This window comes from Oceanobacillus oncorhynchi (assembly GCF_000821065.1).
Taxonomy (GTDB): Bacteria; Bacillota; Bacilli; order Bacillales; family Amphibacillaceae; genus Oceanobacillus; species Oceanobacillus oncorhynchi.
Map to the genome: position 1 here is coordinate 2,771,478 of NZ_CDGG01000001.1, position 19,451 is coordinate 2,790,928.

General features: G+C 38.6%; 18 protein-coding genes and 3 pseudogenes. 16 read left to right on the forward strand and 5 right to left on the reverse strand.

The window, feature by feature from the left end:
- Positions 1–47: 47 nt before the first annotated feature.
- Entirely contained in the window at positions 48–668 is a 621-nt protein-coding gene (locus BN997_RS13255) for a TetR/AcrR family transcriptional regulator (RefSeq protein WP_042532920.1), read from the reverse strand.
- A gap of 748 nt (positions 669–1,416) precedes the next feature.
- Here BN997_RS13255 and BN997_RS13265 point away from each other — a divergent pair.
- From BN997_RS13265 to BN997_RS13335, 15 genes and pseudogenes are all read left to right on the forward strand, one after another.
- Positions 1,417–2,253, forward strand: a complete 837-nt coding sequence (locus BN997_RS13265) for an ABC transporter ATP-binding protein (protein WP_042532923.1) — start codon at positions 1,417–1,419, stop codon at positions 2,251–2,253.
- Between the two features lie 46 nt (positions 2,254–2,299).
- Complete coding sequence (locus BN997_RS13270; RefSeq protein ID WP_042532925.1) at positions 2,300–3,334, forward strand: FecCD family ABC transporter permease; 1,035 nt, start codon at positions 2,300–2,302, stop codon at positions 3,332–3,334.
- A complete protein-coding gene (locus BN997_RS13275; RefSeq protein WP_042532926.1) occupies positions 3,331–4,365 on the forward strand; it encodes a FecCD family ABC transporter permease in 1,035 nt (344 codons plus the stop codon). The genes BN997_RS13270 and BN997_RS13275 overlap by 4 nt, the downstream gene beginning before the upstream one ends.
- 37 nt (positions 4,366–4,402) lie before the next feature.
- Positions 4,403–5,314: an iron-hydroxamate ABC transporter substrate-binding protein gene (locus BN997_RS13280; protein ID WP_042532928.1), complete on the forward strand. Its 912-nt coding sequence runs from the start codon at positions 4,403–4,405 to the stop codon at positions 5,312–5,314.
- A 38-nt stretch (positions 5,315–5,352) separates the two neighbouring features.
- Positions 5,353–6,129 carry an alpha/beta hydrolase gene (locus tag BN997_RS13285; protein WP_042532931.1) on the forward strand — a complete coding sequence of 259 codons (777 nt, stop codon included), beginning with the start codon at positions 5,353–5,355 and terminating at the stop codon, positions 6,127–6,129.
- 310 nt (positions 6,130–6,439) lie between these two features.
- Entirely contained in the window at positions 6,440–6,688 is a 249-nt protein-coding gene (locus BN997_RS13290) for a hypothetical protein (protein WP_042532932.1), read from the forward strand.
- Positions 6,685–8,172, forward strand: a complete 1,488-nt coding sequence (locus tag BN997_RS13295; protein WP_042532934.1) for a sodium:solute symporter family protein — start codon at positions 6,685–6,687, stop codon at positions 8,170–8,172. Before BN997_RS13290 ends, BN997_RS13295 begins: the two co-directional genes overlap by 4 nt.
- 338 nt (positions 8,173–8,510) lie before the next feature.
- Positions 8,511–9,008, forward strand: a complete 498-nt coding sequence (locus BN997_RS13300; protein WP_040984393.1) for a small multi-drug export protein — start codon at positions 8,511–8,513, stop codon at positions 9,006–9,008.
- 91 nt (positions 9,009–9,099) lie between these two features.
- Positions 9,100–9,327 carry a hypothetical protein gene (locus BN997_RS13305; protein WP_042532936.1) on the forward strand — a complete coding sequence of 76 codons (228 nt, stop codon included), beginning with the start codon at positions 9,100–9,102 and terminating at the stop codon, positions 9,325–9,327.
- 73 nt (positions 9,328–9,400) lie between these two features.
- Positions 9,401–10,408: a LytTR family transcriptional regulator DNA-binding domain-containing protein gene (locus tag BN997_RS13310; RefSeq protein WP_042532938.1), complete on the forward strand. Its 1,008-nt coding sequence runs from the start codon at positions 9,401–9,403 to the stop codon at positions 10,406–10,408.
- Positions 10,405–11,112 (forward strand): ABC transporter permease, encoded by a 708-nt coding sequence (locus BN997_RS13315; protein WP_042532939.1) that lies wholly within the window; start codon positions 10,405–10,407, stop codon positions 11,110–11,112. The genes BN997_RS13310 and BN997_RS13315 overlap by 4 nt, the downstream gene beginning before the upstream one ends.
- Positions 11,113–11,534: 422 nt before the next feature.
- On the forward strand, positions 11,535–12,449 hold the full coding sequence (locus tag BN997_RS13320) for a glycine betaine ABC transporter substrate-binding protein (RefSeq protein ID WP_244882380.1): 915 nt from the start codon (positions 11,535–11,537) through the stop codon (positions 12,447–12,449).
- Between the two features lie 226 nt (positions 12,450–12,675).
- Positions 12,676–13,131: a DUF4064 domain-containing protein gene (locus BN997_RS13325; RefSeq protein WP_042532940.1), complete on the forward strand. Its 456-nt coding sequence runs from the start codon at positions 12,676–12,678 to the stop codon at positions 13,129–13,131.
- Positions 13,132–13,432: 301 nt separating this feature from the next.
- Positions 13,433–14,350, forward strand: a complete 918-nt coding sequence (gene cyoE / locus BN997_RS13330; protein ID WP_042532942.1) for a heme o synthase — start codon at positions 13,433–13,435, stop codon at positions 14,348–14,350.
- Positions 14,351–14,547: 197 nt separating this feature from the next.
- Positions 14,548–14,892 (forward strand): annotated as a pseudogene (locus BN997_RS13335) (ArsB/NhaD family transporter); the annotation flags it as partial.
- Here the strand turns inward: BN997_RS13335 and BN997_RS22600 are convergent.
- Positions 14,887–15,123: pseudogene (locus BN997_RS22600) on the reverse strand (ArsB/NhaD family transporter); the annotation flags it as partial. The pseudogenes BN997_RS13335 and BN997_RS22600 sit on opposite strands and share 6 nt — an antisense overlap.
- 195 nt (positions 15,124–15,318) lie before the next feature.
- Between BN997_RS22600 and BN997_RS13340 the strand changes: the two are divergent.
- Positions 15,319–16,803 carry a hypothetical protein gene (locus BN997_RS13340; protein WP_042532946.1) on the forward strand — a complete coding sequence of 495 codons (1,485 nt, stop codon included), beginning with the start codon at positions 15,319–15,321 and terminating at the stop codon, positions 16,801–16,803.
- Positions 16,804–17,023: 220 nt separating this feature from the next.
- Here BN997_RS13340 and BN997_RS13345 read toward each other — a convergent pair.
- The 3 genes and pseudogenes from BN997_RS13345 to BN997_RS13355 all read right to left on the reverse strand — a co-directional run.
- Positions 17,024–17,530 (reverse strand): annotated as a pseudogene (locus BN997_RS13345) (ArsB/NhaD family transporter); the annotation flags it as partial.
- Between the two features lie 133 nt (positions 17,531–17,663).
- Positions 17,664–18,890, reverse strand: coding sequence for a hypothetical protein (locus BN997_RS13350; RefSeq protein ID WP_042532948.1), 1,227 nt, complete (start codon positions 18,888–18,890; stop codon positions 17,664–17,666).
- A gap of 133 nt (positions 18,891–19,023) precedes the next feature.
- Positions 19,024–19,443: a universal stress protein gene (locus BN997_RS13355; protein ID WP_042532950.1), complete on the reverse strand. Its 420-nt coding sequence runs from the start codon at positions 19,441–19,443 to the stop codon at positions 19,024–19,026.
- Positions 19,444–19,451 lie beyond the last annotated feature (8 nt).

The following is a 19,451-nucleotide window of genomic DNA, read 5'->3' on the forward strand; positions in this document are numbered from 1 at the left end:
GTGTCAGTCGTAGTGATAAAAGAAACCAATGAAGTAAGGTACATTGGTTACCAATTTAAAATCGATTCTTCAATCCCCAGCGTTTTTGCTAAAACCCCTTTAAAAGCTTCTAAATAAATTTCCATTTCTTCTATTCCCAGTTTTTTTAGCTTGATATCATTCGAAACAAAAACATATCCTGTTACTAAAAAATGGGCAGTCTCATAAGGGTAAGCTACTTGAAAAACATTCTGTTCTTTTCCTTCCTCTATCACTTTTGTAAATAAAGGGAGCAGCTTTTCAATAAATTTATGATAAAAACGGTCCATCATATATCTGTTTTCCTCCAGCTGAACGGTTTCCTGCAGGGTGACTTTTTCCTCTGTAACCGAATCTTCTTGAATAATCGTTGTTTGTAAAAATTGTTTTAATTTCTCTGCCGGGCTCAATGAAGTCTCGTTAACGATTTTTTCCATCTGCAGGATAAGCGGCTTAACAGATTTTTCAACCAGGATATAAAGAATTTCTTCTTTATTTTTAAAGTGATAGTAAAGCAGTCCGCGTGAAATTCCTACTTGGTTGATAATATCCTGTGTAGTTGTCTGCAGGTAGCCTTTTTCTGTAAACAGCTTCATCGAAGCATCCAGGATTTCTGCTTTTCGAACTTCAGGCAATTTCACATCTCTCATGTTATATACCTCCTTTGAAGATAGTATATACAGATGACTGACAAAGTGTCAATGGATAGGTAGACATAATTTTATATTGGAAAGGAAACCTGTCTATTAAAAATAGTCAAGATATGAATGATGCCTGACAGTTGACGAGATATCCTGTGTATAGACGATGAGCATTTAATACATAGAAAACGAATTATTCGCTGAAGGTGCGAACAATTCGTTTTCTTAAATTTATAATAGATTGTTTGGAATGAAACCAATAATAAGAAGCTACACCTTCTTGTTTGTAAAGAAATTAGAAAAGAGGACTATAATTATTCCTGTTATAAGTAATGGCAAGAAAAAAGTAGAGAAGACCTCTGGACCGTCCGTTATCGTACCTATCCTTTCATTAAACATCATTCCTGTCATAAAGAATAGAAAACCTAACCAAAAAATTGACTTCCCAAGCTTCGTATGTTTTTTCATATTGCATCACCATCTCATCCATTCCTAATTGTTTTTACCCGTTAATTTAAATACAATTTTCATATAATCTATAACGATTTTACCATATTTATTCAGGACCTTCTATAAAATCTAGGTGTAAATTATTGATAATAATAGCTTTAGATGGTTTAGAGATAATTCAAGGCTGTTAGAGTATTAAAAATTTATCTTGACAAGTTCATCTTTTTAATCAATAATGATAATCGTTATCAATGATAATGATTATCATTATCAGAAAATAAAATGTCATAAAAAAGGAGGCGAATCAATGAAAGCAATTGAAATAAATGAAATTGATGTCGGTTATGCGAATGAGTTAATTATCAAAGACCTCAGCATTTCGATCCCGGCCAATAAAATCACAACGATTATCGGCCCGAATGGGTGTGGGAAGTCAACGCTCATCAAAACAATTGCCCGCATTTTAAGTGTGAAAAGCGGTGCGGTATTTTTAGAGGGCGAGGCGATTCATAAGGTCGATACAAGAGAGATTGCAAAACGCATGGCTATCCTGCCTCAAACTGCTGAAGCGCCTGGCGGATTGACTGTATATGAATTAATTTCTTATGGGCGCTTTCCTTATAAAAAAGGGATGGGTTCTCTAAGAAAGGAAGATTACGAATATATTGACTGGGCAATTGAGGTGACAGGGTTAGCGGAAGTTCAGGAGCGGGCAATCAGTGCTTTATCCGGCGGTCAGAGACAGCGGGTGTGGATTGCAATGGCTTTGGCGCAGGGAACTGATATCCTTGTGCTGGATGAACCGACTACTTATTTAGATTTGGCACATCAATTAGATATTTTACTATTATTGGAGCGCCTTAATAAAGAAGAAGGACGTACCATTATTATGGTTCTGCACGATTTAAACCATGCTTCCCGCTTCTCGCATTATATGATTGCGATGCGTGATGGAGAGGTTGTGACAGACGGTACGCCAGAGAATGTGATGACCTGTGGTAATCTGCAGCAGGTTTTTCAAATTGATGCACATATAGCAAGGTGTCCGCATAGTGCGAATCCGATTTGCTTATCGTATCAGTTATGTCAGGCGGAATCGGCATGCGCTTCATCTAAACCATGCCATCAAAAGGTGTCAGGTTAAGCATTTATGATAAATAGTAAAAGTAAACAATGAAAGGTACTAAACAATGAATGAACTAGAAGATTTAAAAAAAGTCAAAGAAACCGTGCGGCCTGTCCGGAATGTGCTTGTTTTAGCGGCGGGGAGCTTCCTTTTACTATTATCTTTGCTGCTGGCTGTATCCCTTGGCGCTGCGGATATGCCATTGAAAACAGTCTGGCAGGCCATATTTCAATTTGATCCGGACTTGCAGCAGCATCAAATTATCAGGGAAATACGCTTTCCGCGTATTCTTGGAGCAGCTATTGTCGGCAGCTGTTTTGCCGTTTCTGGAGCATTAATGCAAGGGATGACTCGTAACCCGCTTGCTGATTCCGGATTGCTCGGACTAAATGCCGGAGCCGTATTTATGCTCGCATGCTGTTTTGCATTTTTTCCGCATCTTTCGTATGTATATATAATTTTATTTTCATTCCTCGGTGCTGCACTTGGTGCTGGAATTGTATATGGCATCGGTTCTTTATCAAAAAATGGTCTGACACCAATCCGTTTAGTGTTGGCTGGTGCAGCAGTCAGTGCCCTTTTGGGAGCATTAAGTGAAGGAATCGCGCTTTATTATGAAATTGGGCAGGATTTAGCATTCTGGTATGCAGGCGGTATTTCCGGTACAAGCTGGGGCCATTTGCAAATCATTACACCTTGGCTGCTGCTGGCAGTTATCGCTGCAGTGATAATATCCCGCTCAATTACATTATTGAGCCTGGGAGAAGAAGTTGCGGTTGGGCTGGGTACGAAAACTGGACGCATTAAATTAACTGCTGCCTTGATTATTGTTGTATTAGCTGGTCTGGCTGTTTCTGTCGTCGGCGCGGTGAGTTTTGTGGGATTGATTGTACCGCATATGGTCCGCTGGCTGTTTGGGTACGATTACCGCTGGATTATTCCCGGAACGGTCATTTATGGTGCGTTACTGGTTGTGTTAGCGGATTTAGCAGCACGTATCATCAGCCCTCCTCATGAAATGCCGGTTGGTGCCTTAATTGCCTTATTGGGCGTACCTTTCTTTTTATACTTAGCAAGAAAGGGCGGGGGATTGGTATGACATCACAGAAAAACAAACAGCATAGCCAAGTCAGAAAAGCGAGAAGAGCAGGGCTGGTCAGTGTTATCTTAGTCTTTCTGATTATTATCATATTTTTTATCAGCTTAAATACAGGGAGCATTTACTTAACACCGAAAGAGGTTATTTTTACTTTATTTGGACAAGGTACAGAGCAGCAGGCGCTTATTTTATTTGATTTTCGCTTGCCGCGTATGATTATTGCTTTGCTGGTAGGAATGGGACTTGCAATCTCAGGAACCGTGCTGCAGGGGATTGTTCGGAACCCATTGGCAGATCCCGGAATTATTGGGATTAATGCTGGAGCAGGTTTATCCATTATGCTTTTTTTATCCTTCTTTGCAGTAACAACAACAATATCTGTCTTTCTGATGCCGTTTTTAGCTTTCTTTGGAGCAGCAGGTGCTGCCCTTATCATCTACTTGCTTTCTTACAAGCGGTCTGAGGGAATTTCGCCGATGCGGCTGGTATTGACAGGAATTGCAGTTGCAGCCGGTATCAATGCGTTAATGATTGTATTAACACTGCGATTGAACCCAGAAACCTATCAATTTCTAGCAACCTGGCTTGCGGGAAGCATATGGGGCTCTAATTGGCAGTTTGTTCTAGCATTACTTCCGTGGCTTGTTATCCTGATACCGTTTGTTTATTCCAAAGCAACGGTTCTGAATATTCTCCACTTAGGGGAAGAAACGTCCATTGGGTTAGGAGCAAATTTAGAAAAAGAGCGGCGTGTGTTACTGGCTTCCGCTGTCGGTCTTGCAGCAGCGAGCGTTTCTGTCAGCGGTGGCATCGGATTTATTGGACTAATTGCTCCGCATCTCAGCAGACAGCTGGTTGGAGACAAGCATGAGTATGTAATTCCGGTGTCAGGATTCATGGGGGCATTGCTACTGCTCTTAGCAGATATGATCGGCGGATTCATTAAACAGCCGGAAGTACCGGCTGGGATTATCGTCGCTGTAATTGGAGCACCATACTTTTTATATTTATTAGCGAGACTGAAAGATTAATAATTTAAAATAATAAAAATAGAATGAGGGAAAACAAATGAAAAAGTTACTATTTCTTTTTGGATGTTTACTTTGTCTAGTTATTACAGGCTGCAGCAATCAGTCAGACGGTAAACAAAATGACGGGAAAGAAGAAGCATCAAATGAAACCGTTACGTATGAATCAGAAACAGGTCCGGTGGAAATACCTGCTGAACCGCAGCGAATTGTTGCACTTTCAAATGGACCGAATATCTTCGCTTTAGACGGAAATTTAGTAGGGGTCGATGAATGGACAAAAGCGAGTCCGCTTTTTGAAGAAGAGATGGCAAATATAGAAATAGTTTCGGAAAATGATCCAGAAGGTATTTTGGCGCTGGAACCGGATTTAATTATCGCTGGATCACATATGGAGAATCTGGATGAGTTAGAAAAGATTGCTCCGACTGTTATTTATACATGGGGAAAGCTGGATTATCTGGAGCAGCAAATAGAGATTGGTAAGCTTCTAAATAAAGAGGAAGAAGCACAGGAATGGGTGGATGACTTCACTAAACGTGCGAAAGCAGTCGGTGACAAGATAAAGGAAAAGCACGGGGAAGATGTTTCCGTATCTGTATTTGAAACAGATTCTAAAAATTTCGCTGTCTTTGGAGATAATTGGGCCCGCGGGACAGAAATATTATACCAGACAATGGAGCTGGAGATGCCTGAAAAAGTGCAGGAGGATGCGCTTGCTGATGGCTATTACAACTTATCGCAGGAGACACTGCCAGAATATGCTGGAGATTTTATCGTTTTAAGCAGTATGGGCGGAGAGAATGAATTTACAAAAAGTGAAACATGGCAGTCAATTCCGGCAGTGGAAAATAATCAGGTAATCGAAATTGATACACAAGAGGCAAGCTACAGCGACCCGGCAACACTGGAGTATTTATTGGACATTTTTGAAGAAGGATTTCTTCAATAAGAAAGCTTTACTAACTCATCACAGGAGGTAGTCATTCCATGTATCGCAACGAAAGATTTCAGTTTTCTGGAAAGCATTACCCTTATATTATAAATGTTTTCATCCCGGAGCAGCCGGTTCCAAACAACGGATTTTCTGTGTTGTATATTTTGGATGGAAATGCTTATGGCACGCTTTTCAGTGAAATGATAAAGCTGCAAAGCAGGCGCTCAGAGAAGACAGGGATCGAGCCGATGCTGTTAGTTAGTATAGAATATGAGGGCGGGGAGCCGTTTCATTCTAATCGGGTATATGATTTTACTCCACCTGCTGCAGAGTTAGAGCTGCCGGCAAGGCCAGACGGGTCTTCTTGGCCGGAGCATGGCGGAGCAGAGAAATTCATGGATTTTCTAGAAGCGGAATTAATCCCATTTATCGATAAAAAATATAAAACCAATCAGCAGAAGCAAACAATCTTTGGACATTCACTTGGCGGTTTATTTGTTTTATATACATTATTTCAGCGTTCCCGCCTTTTCAGCCATTATTTCGCTTGCAGTCCTTCCATATGGTGGAATAAGCAGGCGATTCTACCCTATGAAACAAATATCAATGATAAATATGTCAAGGGATTGTTTATTGCTGCAGAGCCTGTTGAAAACAAGCAAATGTATGCAAACGGTCTTGCCATGTATGAAAATCTTTCTGAGTACAATAAAGATTTAAAAACAGCTTTTTTTGCACCGGAAGGGGAGAACCATATGTCTATTGTGCCTGCTGCGTTTAGCAGGGGGATGCGGTTTTTGATGGATAAAATACAAAAGGAATCTCTGTGAGGGGGTTCCTTTTTTAGTGAATAGCCGGGTCTTCTTGAACAATTTATACATAATACGATTGTATAGTTCCGAAAGAGCCGATTTAAATCATTTAGCCAAAGATTATTTAGGTAGTGTGCTAGAAGTTAATTCTAGTAAAAAGAATGTCCAAGGAATTAACTGGAAAATAAATTTTCATAATTCATAAAAAATACTCGATTCAGATTGACATAATGAATGGATTTTTATAAAGTTAAATTTAACTATCTTTGAAATGTTCTAATTGTGAAAAAATTTATTTTGCTAAATTAGAAGAATAGGAGGGAAAAGAATGACGCAAAAAAAGGAACCGATTAAAAATTGGAAAATTTGGGTTATTTTAATTGTTTTGCTTATTTTTAGTGTGCCATGGTATTTGCCAACAGGGTCTTATGAACCGTTTATTTTAGGGTTGCCTTATTGGGCTTGGATTATATTGGGAGTTTCTCTTATCATATCCATTGTTTTAACGCTTATTTTAAAGCACTGCTGGTACATGACCGATGAGGAAGAAATGCAGGAGGAGGAAGAGAAACAATGAGCGATCTCGCATTTTCAGGAACTTCTGGTATTATTATTATGCTTTTCTATGGTTTTCTCATGCTTTTTATCGGTTTTATTACATATTGGAGAAACAGAGGGCTTCATCAATCGAATAAAGAGTTTTATTTAGGCGGCGGGAACCTTAGCGTCTTTGTATTGTTTTTTACATTTTTTGCAACGCAGTATAGCGGAAATACAGTGGTTGGCTATGCGCCGACTGCCTATCGGATGGGTTTTATGTGGATGCAGTCCATTACTTTTTTTATTTTAATCGTAGTGGGGTATTTAATGTTTGCTCCGAGGCTCTATGCACTGAGTAAAAAACATCAATTTATTACTCCGTCAGATTATATTGATAAGCGATTTAAATCAAAAGCAGTTACACTGCTCGCCTCCTTATTAATGCTATATGGATTATGCAATTATTTATTAGAGCAGATTATTGCTATTGGACATGGCGTCAGCGGATTGACCGGAGGAACCATTCCCTATCAGGCTGCTGTGGTATTTTTCGTTACTGTAATGATTATCTATGGCTGGCTTGGGGGAATGCGCTCTGTAGCTTATACGGATACGATGCAGGGAATTGCCTTGCTATTTGGGGTGGCCGTGCTGCTGATTGGCTCCATGATTTACTTTGGCGGTTTGCCTTCTGCAACAGAATATGCTGCAACGATTTCACCGGAGAAACTTGGTGTGCCGGATAGCAATGGGCTTGTAAGCTGGTTCAGTATGCTGATTCTCGTTATGATCGGAGCGGCCATTTATCCCCATGCAATCCAGAGAATTTTTGCTGCCAAAAGTGAAAAATCATTAAAGAAATCATTATCCTGGATGGCGTGGATGCCTTTTGTTACTTCCGGTTTTGTTTTTATCATTGGAATTATCGGTATTCAAGCTTTTCCGGGCTTGAGTGAGGGAGATTCGGAACAATTAGTGGGAATGATGGCTAACCATATCGCGATGCAAAATCCTTTCTTTTATTGGGCGATGGTTCTGTTATTTGGCGGAATTGTAGCTGCGATTATTTCTACTGCGGATTCGGTATTACTTACCTTGTCATCGGTTATTTCTAAAGATATTTATGCACGCTATATCAATAAAAGTGCCAGTGATAAGAAACAAATTTTAGTCGGTAAATTAACGGGCGTTGTCCTTGTTATTATTTTACTTTTGATTGCCTGGTATCCGCCGGCAACCTTGTATCGTATCTTTATTCTGAAATTTGAATTGTTGATTCAAATTGCTCCTGCCTTCCTTTTAGGGCTTTACTGGAAACAGCTTCATCGTCATGCATTGTTTATAGGTATGCTTGCAGGGACGATTATCGCATCGGTTATGGCATTTACTGGTCAGCAGCCTTTAGGTATTGCTAGCGGCTTATGGGGATTAGCTGTTAACTTTATGTTATGTGTCGGTTTAAGCATCTTCTTAAAAGTTCCTAAAAGTGAAGTAGAATTGCTGCAAAAAGAAATATCTTAATTATTATATAAAGGGAGATTGATGATTGATATCAGTCTCTCTTTTATTTTTGTGAATTTATTGGATGAATTTGAAATTTACCAGAACGGCACTTATTACATATTTCATAAAGGGATTGCTAATCCTATTTGATTTAGCTTTATTAGTATTTTATTTTGTACTGCCTTCTTACAGAGAATGGAGTCACCCAACCGCCTTTCATAAAAAAACGAGTACCATTCATCTTAATCCAGCTTCCGCTCCGTCCTGTTTTCCCTCTCTTCATCCGGAATTTAATGCTGCAACACTACTTCTCCCATATGCTTGAAACAACAAACAAATGAGGAGTGAATTATTTTATGGAGTTTTTTCAAGACTTACTAGTTAAGCTGATGGAAGCAGAAACATGGGTGCAGTATGTAAGTGTGTTTCTTATCTCTATTGTGCCTTTTTTTGAATCCTATGTAGCCATTCCAATTGGGATTGTATTTGGTTTTCCAAGTATGCAGGTTGTCCTGATTGGTGCATTTGGCAATTGGTTGTCTGTCATGGTGTTTATTTGGCTTATTTCTGGTTTGCGGAAGAAAATAGCTGGAAAGAAAAATAAAGGAAGTAAACGGAAAAACCGTGCACAAAATATATTCAATAAATATGGAGTTGCAGGTTTATCCTTTGCTGGTCCGATTATTTGTTATCACGTATGTGCAGCAATATCTATTGCGTCAGGAGCAAAAAAATCATATGTGAGTATTTGGCAGACAATCGGTATAGGAGCATGGTCTGTTGCATTGGGGGCAGCTTTTCATTATGGTGTCAATCTTTTGGAATATCTTCCTAACTTGAATCCATTTTCTTAAAGTTAAAGTGGAAAGACCGTTGAATTTGGTTAGAAACAGAAATATTTAGATATTCCTTCATCTATTTCAAATTTTAAAAAGGAGAAGATACATGATGAAAAAAATAAAACAGACAGGTGTAGCTGTACTGATGATTTTGTTTGCGGTTATTCCATTTCTGGTTATCTATGAGCCTTTGTCCCAGGCTATTCCCGCCTTGCCAAAGTATGAAGCTCCCGGGTGGTTTATTCCTGCCGGCTTTATCAGCATTGCTCTGATTGTTGCTCTTTCGTTTTTGTTAGCCTCTTTAAGCTCAAACGGAGATTCGGGCAAGTATTAAAATAATGGTTAAATGAGGATGTTTCCTATAATATTGAAACTAAGATAACGGATCGAACAAAGGAGTCGTTTGGATGGTAATGTCTTTTAACAAGCTAAGAAAAATTGAACAAAATACAGTCCTGCTGCCGGAGTTGAGCTTGACTGTTCAACAAGGGGATATCATTGCTGTTCAGTGTGAAAACGAATATATTGGACGCTTGTTTTCTGTATTAAATCATCCGGATCATATCAAAAAAGAAGCGGTTACCTTACCGGAAGGCGGATTTCAAAATGTGTATTTGTTTCAGCAGACGGACGGTTTATATAAACGGTTAAGCGTGAAGCAGATGCTTCTATTTTGGTGCAAATTATATCAGCATCAGGCAGATTTAGAATTCGTTTTAAATGTATGTGAATTGCAGCATTGTGCAGCGAAGAAAACAAAACAGCTGACATTGTCTGAACAGCAGCGTTTGTTATTTGCTTCCGCATTGATTCAGCGGGCGGAAGTATATATTTTTGAAGATCCTTCTCTTGGATTGGACCTTCAATCCAAGCATGTGCTTCATAATCTGCTGTTTCATTTAGCGGATAAAGGTGCAGCAGTAGTATTGTTTACGCCGACCTTGGAAGAAGCCATTCGACTTGGCAGCTCGGTTTATCGATATTCCGAACGGGGCGTTCAGCAGCTGGAGCAGGATATAGAAGATGCTGAAAATACGGCGGAAGAAGAACCTGAGGAAGAAACAACAAGAATGCAGGTGCAATTGGATAAAATCAGTGCAAAAATAGAGGATAAAATTATTCTCTTTAATCCGCTTGAAATTGATTATATAGAGGCACGTGATGGGCAGACATATCTTTTTGTGAATAATGAGGAATTTGCTTCGTCCAATACAATAAAAAGTTTAGAAGATCGGCTGCAGCCTTTGGGATTTTTTCGCTGTCACCGATCCTATCTGGTTAACCTGCAGCGGGTACGGGAAATTATTATTTGGAGCAAAAACAGCTATAGTCTCAGTCTGGATAATCCATCGAAAAGCACCATTCCATTATCAAAAGGAAACTATAGTAAGCTGAAAGAGTTGATCCATTTATGATGAAAAATGAAAAAATGGGGTATTTGTATCGCTTCAGAGCATTGCTTTATAAGGACATTTGTGATTTGCGCTGGAATGGGCAGGTGCTCTTTAACCTGATTACAGGTGCTATTTTGATTTCGTTGTTTGCCTTGCTCCCACACGGGGAAATTCCGATTTCGTTTGTGTTTGCATTTGTTTTTGGGATGCTGACATTGCTGATGCAGGGGAATTTAGTAGTAGAAGAAAAGGAGCAAGGAACCATCCGGCGTTTGAAGCAGGCTGGATTCTCGCTAAAAGAAATTCTGTTTTCTAAAATGATGATAACATTTATGACAACGGTCCTCATATTGATTCTTTTCTTTGTACTTTATGGAAATCATATGCTGTTTCATTTGCAACTATTTATACTTGTTTTGCCTATTATAATGATAATGTTAGTCGCAGGTACTTTTTTAGGAATAAAAACAAAGAACACAATTGAAGTCAGTCTTTATGGATCGCCAATCATGATATTCTATTTTTTCTTGGAAGGTCTTTTGATGAATAGCAGCCGGGAGGGGATGCCCTGGTTAGCTATTTTTCCAAATTATCATATTCATTATGGAATTGACCAGATCTATAACAAGGAGCCGTTTCTTTGTTATTTAACGGTACCAGTGATTTGGATGGCAGTGGGAATAGTAGTGTTTATAACCTGGTATAAAAAGCAGCATTTTAACTAGGAAAGTAAATCCATTAAAACAGCAGATGAGTTATCTGCTGTTTTTAGTTAGCTAGGATAGTTATTAGATTTTCCTAGTTTCCTAATAAATACAACAAAGGCTTTCGTCCAGAGGAATAATGTAAGCTAAGGTTTCTAAGAGATTTTAAGAAATAAGCGCTGCACTCTTGAAATGATTAAAAGGCTGAATTTTTTGTGAGTTAAATAAAAAGATTCAAATATAAGATATAAGTACTAAACGTATGCTTTTGTATGATGAGGTATAAAAGATTCAACTATTTGCTGATTTATCCGATTATTTGCCGGCTTACGCCATTTGAAGGAGTTGTGATAGAAAGGTAGAATGTAATTTGTCATGAAAAAATTCCTTTTAAAAGAGGATATAGGCTTATTTTACATACTTTAGAAAGGGGAGCAATGGTTATGATGAAGAAAGTAAAGGGACTTGGATTTATTCTTTCTATTTTAGCTGTATTCTTACTTGCGGCTTGTGGAGGTTCTGATGATGAATCTACTGGAGAGGACGGCGAAACAAATTACAGTGAAGCGGTAGATTATACGATTATTGGTATTGAACCCGGAGCCGGGATTTCTGTAGCTACGGAAAATGCTCTAGAAGAATATGAGAATTTAGATGGCTGGGACGTGGAGATGTCATCTACCGGAGCAATGATGTCTGAGTTAGGAACAGCTATTGAGAATGAAGAACCAATCGTTATTACTGGATGGAATCCGCATTGGATGTTTGCGCTTTATCCAGATATGAAGTACCTGGAAGATCCTCAAGAGATTTATGGGGGAGAAGAAACGCTTAATTCTTTAGCAAGACTGGGATTGGAAGACGATAATCCAGATGCTTATCAATTTATTGACCAGTTTGAATGGGAAGTAGAGGATATGGAAGAAATTATGTATGAAGCAGAAGAAACTGGTGAAGATATTGAAGATGTAGCGGTACAATGGGTAGAGGATAATCAAGACAGAGTAGATGCATGGGCAGAAGGAGTCAATGAAGGAAACGGTGCTGAAATAGAGCTTGCGTCTACACCATGGGATTCAGAGCGTGCTTCTTCCAACGTCGTAAAAGCGGCAATGGAACAGCATGGTTTTGAAGTGACCGTAACGGAGGTAGATGTAGCGGTTGTTTTTGAATCGGTTGCTTCTGGCGATGTCGATGCTACTTTAGCTGCCTGGTTACCATTAACACATAGTGAATTCTATGAAGCGAATCAGGACAACTTTGAAGATTTAGGACCTAATTTAGAAGGCGCTAAAATTGGTCTTGTCGTTCCTGAATACATGGATATTGATTCGATTGAGGATTTAGAGGCAAACTAAAAATAATTCAATAAAAGAGGAAAGCCTTATACGAAAAGAATCGGCTAATTCGCAGATTCATTCGTATAAGGTTTTTCATTTTCACACCCGAATAATCTAAAGGAAGAAAAAACACATAACCCTCGCTACATTCTTTTCAAACCTCCAGTATATGATTTAATATAGAGGAAGGAGCTGAAATGAAACTTACATAATTTATAATATGTACAAACAGGGGGTGCAAATTTTGAGAACTGGAGAAGTAAAATATAATGTCAGTATTGTGTTTATTATCATTGCTATTCTATCATATGCTCTTTTGGCAATGAATTCCTACAGTATGCTTGGCAACATAGAATCTGACGGAGAATTCCGGGAATATATTGAGGAAAATCTGCAAGCGGCTGGAGATGATCTTGGAGGAATAACACTGGAAGAACAGATAGAAATTTTTAGCAGCATCATAACATTTGTGATTATTATTTCGATTATCTATGCCTTGTTAGGCATTGTCGCTGCCGTTTTTTTAACGAAAAAAATAAGAGTCAAGCTTACAGGGATTCTGCTGATTGTGCTAGGAGGATTAAGTGTTCTTTTGACGTTAGTTCTAGGAATTATTGGAATCTTAGGCAGTATTGGTTATCTTATTGCTGGTATAGTCACGGTGGTAAAGCATCGAAAAGCAGGGAATGTTATAGGGTGAAGAGTAAAGAAGGGCAAATATCAGATAGTGGTATTTGCTCTTCTTAATGTATTTCCGGAAATAATAAAACCCACTATGGCAGGATTTCATTAACAAAAATGAGAACATTATAAAAACGCGTTCGTCTAATGTTCACAAATTTGTTTAATAAAACCTGCTATACAAACAAATTCACTGGAATTAAAATGGTGTATGGTATATATTTTTCATAGTGCTTAAAATTTATTACTTCTTGCTTTATCCTTATTTAAAGCAAAGGTATTCATTTCAGATAGATAGTTAAAAGGGGATTAGATTCGAAATGGCAGAAACAATCAATGGACAAAATCAAAAAACGCCATTATTAAAGATACTTTCGCAAACAGTGAAGACAGGTATTATACGCTCCAACCTGGTTCCGATGTTTGCAGGATTAACATTGTCTTTATACACGTACCAGATTAGTATTACAGACAAGCTCTTGGAAATCTTATTTGCGTTTTTAGGTTCTATTTTCGTGATAGGAGCAGCTGGAGCTTTCAATAATTTATACGATCGGGAAATCGATGCAATTATGAAAAGAACACAAGGCCGGCCGACAGTTACAGGGGAAATCAAGCCTGGAACAGTGCTATGGCTCGGTATCATCATGGCTGTAGCTGGAATTATCCTGCTTTGTTTGACAACACCGCTGGCAGGGCTATTAGGCTTTCTGGGACTGTTTTTTTATGTTTTCCCATATACGATGTGGAGTAAGCGGAGAACCGTATATAATACAGAAATCGGCAGTATCTCTGGAGCGATGCCTCCTTTAATCGGGTGGGCTGCGATGTATCCGGATATTACGCATCCGGCGATTTTAGGTCTTTTTGTTATTGCAGTTATTTGGCAAATGCCGCATTTTTATTCGATCGCAATTCGAAGACATGAGGAGTATCAAGCAGCTGGAATTCCGATGCTTCCTGTTGTAAAAGGAGTCAGACGGACTTATATCCAGACGAATATTTATTTAATCGTGATGTTTGGTATCAGCTTTTTATTGAGCTCATTAAGTGTCGGGCTGATGCTTGTATCTCTTATAATGAGTCTCGGCTGGCTTATGTTGAGTGTTTTTGGCTATCAGCGAATGGACTCAGAAAAATGGGCAAAATCAATGTTTATTTATTCCTTGATTCATATGACGGTTGTTTTTTCAACCGTGATTATTTATTCGTTGATGGGGATTATTTTTAAATTGTAGTGTAAATGAAAATATGAAATTGATTCATCAAAAAAGCTGCTCTTTTGAAAAGAAATTGTTGAATCTAATAAGAAATCCAAACACTTTTTTGAAGGTGTTTGGATTTCTTATTAGCGGATTTTTTAAAAAATAACCAGAGTCAGATACAGTCCGAGCAGCGTAATAAAGAGAATAGGGAAAGTTAAAATAATACCAATGTATATGGATTGGGAAACGCTGGCCTCACCTCCGCCCTTGCCGTCCTGATTCAGGCTGCTGCTGATCAAGGATTATTCGCTGCCACGTTTGCCATGGGCTTTCTCGCAGCAGTCCTGTCATCTGTAATGAATAATTTGCCTACGGTGATGATTGATGCGCTTGCTATAGCGGAAACAAATACAACGGGGATTCTAAGAGAGGCACTTATTTATGCAAATGTCATCGGATCTGATTTAGGGCCGAAAATTACGCCGATAGGCTCGCTCGCTACCTTGGTCTGGCTGCATGTGCTGTCACAAAAAGGGATAAAAATACTATGGGGAGAGTACTTTAAGATTGACATACATACCAATAGAAAAGATAACGATATTCCATGGAGCGTTTGTAATTACATTCTTTGCATGGACAGCCGGACTGCGTCTTGCTAAAAGTATAAAAATCATTGCAATCAAGCCGGCAATGATGGAAACAGGAATATGTATCCATTCACTTGTAAAGTATCCAATAATTAATAAGCCAAGAACATACCAGGATAAACGAAAGAGCTACCTATCCTTGATTGCTTCCGCTGGTTCCTTTAATTTGGATAAATCATATCTTTTTACTTTAGAGGTGGGATGATAGAGAGATGATCTTAAAATTTAAATAAAATGAATTCCTTTTTTATAGAAAATAGCTTTTAATAAGAACGTTTGTTTGATACAATGAACGGAACGACAGTTCGTATGAAGACGAAACCGAAATAACGAAACGAGAGGGGAGTGGGACCTATGACAAGAAAGCATACACCAAGTTATACGATTGAATTTCCTTTGCATATACCCCTTTGGCAACAGCATCGATTGGAAAAGAAATTCAACATCGCAAGAATGCTCTATAATGCTTGTCTGGGGGAAGCTCTGAAACGACATAAAACAGTGAAAAGTGATAAGCGTTATCGCGCATTGCTGAATGAACCTAAATCGAAAGAACGTCAAAAGAAATTAGCGGATATCCGTTTAGAATATGGCTTTTCTGCATATGGAATCCATCATTTTATAAAGAAAGCCCAACATAAATTCAAAGAACACATTGGCAGTTTGGAGGCTCAGAAACTAGCAACAAGGGCTTTTCAAACTGTTGAAAAGCTTCATTTTGGAAAAGCCAAAAAAGTACATTTCAAACATGCAAACGATGATATTTCTATAGAAAACAAATCAAACCAAACTGGATTGAGATATAGAGAAGGAGAAATTCTTTGGGGCGATAAACCAACCAAGAGAATACCTAAACCAAAAAATTGGCTGTGCATGCCGGTTTCTCCTAAGGATGATGATGAATATGCCCATTTAGCTCTTAAGGACAGAACAAAATATGTGCGTATTCTAAAAAGAGAAATCCGTGGAAAAACACGCTATTTTGTTCAACTTATTCAAGAAGGTTATCCACCAGCCAAAAGAAATAGAAAAGTTGCTAATGACGAAACAAAACGTATTGGATTAGACATTGGTACATCTACGATTGCGATTAGCAGTGACAACCAAGTCGAACTTCGTGAACTTGCTCCAGCGTGTCACCATGATGAAAAAGAACTAAGAAGAATCCAACGCAAAATGGATAGGTCTAAACGAAGCACCAATCCGAACAACTTTCATGAAAATGGAACCATCAAAAAAGGCAGATTAACTTGGAATTACTCCAAAAGATATGAAAGGCTGCGTGAAAAACAGAAAGAACACTATCGCAAAGCTGCTGGCAGGCGAAAAATGTCTCATGAGAAACTAGCAAACGATATACTTTCTCTTGGTTCCGATATTCGAGTAGAAACCATGCGATTTCAATCATTACAAAAACGCGCGAAAAATACGACACGAAATAACACGAACGGAAAGATTAATCAAAAAAAACGGTTTGGAAAATCCATTGCTAAGCGCGCCCCCGCAATGCTGCTCACTATTATAGAACGAAAATTGAATTATCGGAAAATTGAGATGAAGAAGGTAGATACTTATGCGATCAAAGCTAGTCAGTTTAATCATGTAACAGGAAAATACGAGAAGAAACAACTTTCAGAACGTTGGAATGATTTTGGAGAATTTCGTATACAACGTGATTTATATAGCGCCTTTTTAATAGCTAATACAAATGAAACCCTTGATGCTGTTGATATCGATTTATGCCATGCTAAATGGAATCGTTTTATAGAACTGCATCATTCTGAAATAGAACGGTTAAAACAGAAGGGAAGTAAAACAATACTTTCGTTTATCGCTTAAAAAACAAACCTGATTGGTCATGACAACGTCCAAGAGAAGCGGAACGACAAGCACACAAGAGGTCTTTTCAGGCTGACTTGGTGAAGTGCCTTGCAACCTCGCAATACGTCCGTAAATGTTTTAAGAGAATATACATCAGTATTTCAGTGGAAACTCTTTTTTATAGAAAGATCAGGGCACTGTTAAGAAGTGTATGAGTACCTTAGAACCCCACTGCTTTAGCTGTGGGAGTTGTCAGCAGATTGCTAATGATAAAAGGGAGGGAGGTTGTATCAGCAATAAATCCTCCGGCGATAATAAACGGAAAAATCATATGTGCTTTAAAATGCAGGTGCTGAACCATAGCCAGTACGATTGGTGTCAGGATAAGGGCTGCTCCGTCGTTGGCAAATAACGCGGCTACGATTGCGCCTAATGTACCGACGTAAATAAACATTTTCAGGCCGTTTCCTTTGGCTGCTTTCGCCATATGCAGTGCAGCCCATTCAAATAAGCCAATCTCATCTAAAACTAAGGAGATTAAAATAATGGCCACAAAGGCTAAGGTAGCATTCCAGGTAATGCCAACTACTTCCAGAACATCCTTCCATTCGACAACTCCAAATACAATGGCAAGAATTGCTCCGCCTGTTGCAGACCAGCCAATATTTAAATCTTTAGGCTGCCAAATGACGAAAATAAGTGTGATGAAAAAAATAATAAGTGCAAGTATAAGCGTAGGTGTCATGGTGATCTCCTTTATTTTAATTAACTGAAATGTAACTTATACAAACTATTAAAAATACAGACTTTCATTTTATCAAAAAAAGGATAGATTTACACTTAAACGAGGAGAAAAGTGAAACCTATCCTTATATGTTTTATAAAATTTCTTCCAGCAGCCAGGACAAATTAAGGTCTTGATCCATCGGCCCCATCGAATCATTGCTGGTGTTATTAACCTCATCAAATACATAGTTGTTAAAGTTGATGGTTACGTGCTCAACATCATTATAGTCAGCAAAGACTACCTCAAACGCTCTCTCCTCACCGGAAGGTAGAAAAATATCATACTCCAAATTGGGGAAATCAAATCCATTCGCTGTATCAGTTAAGGGAGAGGTCTCTTGGATCTGACCATCATCCATTGTCCAGCTCAAACCAAACAAAAATGTTGAAAAACCAGCCATATCATAATCACGGTCATTTTTAATGACAAAGTTTGCTTTTATAAAAGAATTGCAGCTACGATCTTCATCTTCTGCAGCACAAAATTCATCAATAGATACACCGTCATATTCATCTAATCTTTCTGCTTCTTCCAGCGTAACACTTAAATCATTAACTTCATATGTCTGCCCGAGAACATCGTGCCGGTCAAGCCGGTCTGTAAAAGGGTAGAGCAGACTATTATCGACAATCGGTGTATTTTCCATATCACGTATCTCATCCATCGTTATATGATCAAAATCAACGGATTCCCATTCATTTTCATATTGCTCTCTTGTTATTCTCTCGGCTATGATGGTGCTGCTGATACTTCCATATTGCTCCATAGCGGCATGACCTTTTATCGGATAGGACCATATCACTGTATGAATATCATATTCCTGATCACTATAGGCAAATAAAAAATCAAGTATTTTTTTCGTATCCTTTAAACGTTCTATATAAGTTGTTTCCGAATCTGCTTCGATATCTCCCAGCATGTTTACAGACAGCCCGTTTGTCTCTCCTCCGTCATCATCATATTGGGCAATCTCAGACACTAAATGACGCGGTTCCTCATAAAATCGCATTAACTTACCATCAGCTTCTCGTTTATCCAGTATATAAAAATCATCTGAAACGAGTGTGGAATCCACGTTGGCAGTTTCTCCGAATTCCTCCAGTAAGAATTCCGCTGCGTCCCTCGGCAGCCCATCATCTAATTCATCCAGTTCTTTCTTCAGTTGTTCTGTTAATTCACTATTGTCTTCTGTGGTTTCTTTTATTTCGTCATCAGAAGCTTTGTCAGCAGTTTTATCCGACTGCTCCTCTGAATCGCTGCACCCGGCAAGGATAACAAATAAAATAATTATCAGACCGTAAAAAAATCTTTTTTTCATCCAATTCCATCCTTTGTTTGAAAATTAATTCTTTTGCTAATTAAATATCGAAAAATAACTATATCCTACAATTCATTATTTGTTAACCCTTGGTCATAGTGGCATAGTTGAAAACATCAGCTGCTGTATTAGATTACTTTACTATCAGCGCCGGGCAGTTCACCCGCTTCATCACTTTATGGCTGACACTTCCTAAAACCATCTCCTGAAGCGTATTTAAACCGCGGCTGCCGATGATAACCATATCTACTTTTTGCTGATTGGCGTACTGAACAATTTCGGGACCGGGCTTTCCACGCAGAATCGTTGTTTGATAGGCTGCATTTGCCTGGTTTAGAACCTGGATGACTTTCGAATTCTTTTTACGGCGTTCTAAGTCAACGGCTTCACTGGAATTTGCATGGAGAACATCTGACTTTGATTTTTCAATATCAATGACATACACCACGTCAATAACGGATTCTTTATCAAATGAAGCCACTTTAACCGCTTCTTGAGCAGCACGCACCGCGTTTTCTGAACCATCTGAAGCAAGTAAGATATGTTTATACATGAAATATC

What these genes read in the sequence shown, in the direction of transcription:
- BN997_RS13285 (WP_042532931.1), top strand. Translation starts at nt 5,353, where the DNA reads ATGTATCGCAACGAAAGATTTCAGTTTTCTGGAAAGCATTACCCTTAT.
- BN997_RS13350 (WP_042532948.1), bottom strand. Translation starts at nt 18,890, where the DNA reads ATGAAAAAAAGATTTTTTTACGGTCTGATAATTATTTTATTTGTTATC.
- BN997_RS13265 (WP_042532923.1), top strand. Translation starts at nt 1,417, where the DNA reads ATGAAAGCAATTGAAATAAATGAAATTGATGTCGGTTATGCGAATGAG.
- BN997_RS13300 (WP_040984393.1), top strand. Translation starts at nt 8,511, where the DNA reads ATGGAGTTTTTTCAAGACTTACTAGTTAAGCTGATGGAAGCAGAAACA.
- BN997_RS13275 (WP_042532926.1), top strand. Translation starts at nt 3,331, where the DNA reads ATGACATCACAGAAAAACAAACAGCATAGCCAAGTCAGAAAAGCGAGA.
- BN997_RS13305 (WP_042532936.1), top strand. Translation starts at nt 9,100, where the DNA reads ATGATGAAAAAAATAAAACAGACAGGTGTAGCTGTACTGATGATTTTG.
- BN997_RS13320 (WP_244882380.1), top strand. Translation starts at nt 11,535, where the DNA reads ATGATGAAGAAAGTAAAGGGACTTGGATTTATTCTTTCTATTTTAGCT.
- BN997_RS13310 (WP_042532938.1), top strand. Translation starts at nt 9,401, where the DNA reads ATGGTAATGTCTTTTAACAAGCTAAGAAAAATTGAACAAAATACAGTC.
- BN997_RS13270 (WP_042532925.1), top strand. Translation starts at nt 2,300, where the DNA reads ATGAATGAACTAGAAGATTTAAAAAAAGTCAAAGAAACCGTGCGGCCT.
- BN997_RS13355 (WP_042532950.1), bottom strand. Translation starts at nt 19,443, where the DNA reads ATGTATAAACATATCTTACTTGCTTCAGATGGTTCAGAAAACGCGGTG.
- BN997_RS13295 (WP_042532934.1), top strand. Translation starts at nt 6,685, where the DNA reads ATGAGCGATCTCGCATTTTCAGGAACTTCTGGTATTATTATTATGCTT.
- BN997_RS13280 (WP_042532928.1), top strand. Translation starts at nt 4,403, where the DNA reads ATGAAAAAGTTACTATTTCTTTTTGGATGTTTACTTTGTCTAGTTATT.
- BN997_RS13315 (WP_042532939.1), top strand. Translation starts at nt 10,405, where the DNA reads ATGATGAAAAATGAAAAAATGGGGTATTTGTATCGCTTCAGAGCATTG.
- BN997_RS13340 (WP_042532946.1), top strand. Translation starts at nt 15,319, where the DNA reads ATGACAAGAAAGCATACACCAAGTTATACGATTGAATTTCCTTTGCAT.
- cyoE (WP_042532942.1), top strand. Translation starts at nt 13,433, where the DNA reads ATGGCAGAAACAATCAATGGACAAAATCAAAAAACGCCATTATTAAAG.
- BN997_RS13255 (WP_042532920.1), bottom strand. Translation starts at nt 668, where the DNA reads ATGAGAGATGTGAAATTGCCTGAAGTTCGAAAAGCAGAAATCCTGGAT.
- BN997_RS13290 (WP_042532932.1), top strand. Translation starts at nt 6,440, where the DNA reads ATGACGCAAAAAAAGGAACCGATTAAAAATTGGAAAATTTGGGTTATT.